Below are 1,546 nucleotides of genomic sequence, written 5' to 3' on the forward strand. Positions count from 1 at the left end.
GGCCGGAGGATCGCGCCATCACGCCTAGCAAGACGGAAAACAATTCCGCTCGCCCGACTATTTCAGCACCCTGCTAGACCCACTCCACGTCGCCGAGGAAGATGTACCCCGCGCCGTAGATGGTCTTGATCAGACGCGGGTTCTTCGGGTCCTCCCGAAGCTTGGTGCGCAGCCGAGAGATCCGCACGTCCATCGCCCGGTCAAAGCTCTCGCCCGCGGCGCCACCGAGGCTCTCCTGCATCTGCGCCCGGGTGATGAGCCGCTTGGGGCTGTCGAGGAACAGCCGCAGCACCTCGCCCTCGGCATGGCTGAACGGGGTCTCGGCACCGGTTTCGTCCTCGAGCGCGTAGCGGTCGAAATGCGCGGTCCATCCGGCGAAGCGTGCGCTGTCGCCCCCGCGCGGCGCGGCGCGCGGCCCGCGCAGCCGGGCCCGGACGCGGGCCACCACCTCGGCGGGGTCGAAGGGCTTGATGATGTAGTCGTCGGCGCCAAGCTCGAGCCCGGTCACCCGGTCCTGCACCTGCGCGCGCCCCGAGATGATGATCACCGCCGCCCCCTGTTCCAGCGCCAGCCGGTGCACGAGGCTCAGCCCGTCGCGGTCCGGCAGCCCGAGATCCACGAGGCACAGGTCCGGCGTCGCCCGCTTCAGCGCCGCCTCGAACTCGGTGGCGCGGGCAAAGGCCATGGTGCGGAACCCGGCCTCGGTCAGCGCCTCCGAGAGGATGGCGCGGATCGTCGGCTCGTCGTCGAGGATCGAGACCAGAGGCGCGGTCATGCGGCGGCTCCCGGGTGACCGAGGAACGCCGCCAGCTCTTCCGGCGTGAAGGGCTTTGCCAGCACCGGCGCACGGGCCACCGCCTCGCGCCTGAGCGGGCTGTCCGGCGGCAACGAGGTCATCAGCTGCACCGGCACATCCGGCAACAGCAGCGGCAGCTCGGACCCGGGCAGGGCGCCCTCCAGAGTGATGTCCGACAGCACGAGGTCGATCTCCAGCCGCTCCGCCAGCGTCCGCGCCTCCTCGACCGAGGCCGCCTCGGCGACCTGGTGCCCCATGGCGGTGAGCATCTCGCGCACCTCCGCCCGCAGGTCCGGGTTGTCCTCGACCAGCAGCACCAGCCCGGCGCGCGGCAGCGCCTCGGCCCGGCGCAGCGGCAGGCGCAGGGTCACGCAGGCGCCGGGCGCGCCGTTGGCGAGCTTTACCTCGCCGCCCGCGAGCTTGACCATGTCGTAGACCATCGCCAGCCCCAGCCCCGAGCCCTCGCCGCCCTTGGTGGTGAAGAACGGGTCGAGCCCGTGCTGCAGCGCCTGCGGGCTGAACCCGGGGCCGGTGTCGGAAACCGAGAGCTCGAGCCAGGTGTCGAGGATGGTGCGTGCCGCCACCGTGATCGTGCCTTCCTGGCCGCAGGCATCCGCCGCGTTCAGGACGAGGTTCAGCGCCGCGTCCTGCAGCATCCCCTCGTCGAGCAGGAAGGTGCCGCGCGCCTCCGCCGCGATGCGCAGCGCCAGCCGCCCGGGCAGCGACGGCGTGGCCAGCGTCTCGAGATCG

At 71.9% G+C, this 1,546-nt stretch carries 2 protein-coding genes; both read right to left on the reverse strand.

Annotated features, from left to right (window positions below):
- Positions 1-73: 73 nt before the first annotated feature.
- Positions 74-775: a response regulator transcription factor gene (locus tag HC022_RS26235; RefSeq protein WP_008883499.1), complete on the reverse strand. Its 702-nt coding sequence runs from the start codon at positions 773-775 to the stop codon at positions 74-76.
- Positions 772-1,546: ATP-binding protein (locus tag HC022_RS26240; protein WP_167454337.1), on the reverse strand; the 775-nt coding region annotated here is incomplete at its 5' end. The genes HC022_RS26240 and HC022_RS26235, both read right to left, overlap by 4 nt.

The sequence above is a fragment of the Salipiger sp. HF18 genome (assembly GCF_011806505.1).
In the GTDB taxonomy this organism is placed as follows: domain Bacteria; phylum Pseudomonadota; class Alphaproteobacteria; order Rhodobacterales; family Rhodobacteraceae; genus Salipiger; species Salipiger thiooxidans.

Bases quoted from the DNA above. Each gene is read 5' to 3' on its own strand.
- HC022_RS26235 (WP_008883499.1), bottom strand. From the start codon at position 775: ATGACCGCGCCTCTGGTCTCGATCCTCGACGACGAGCCGACGATCCGC.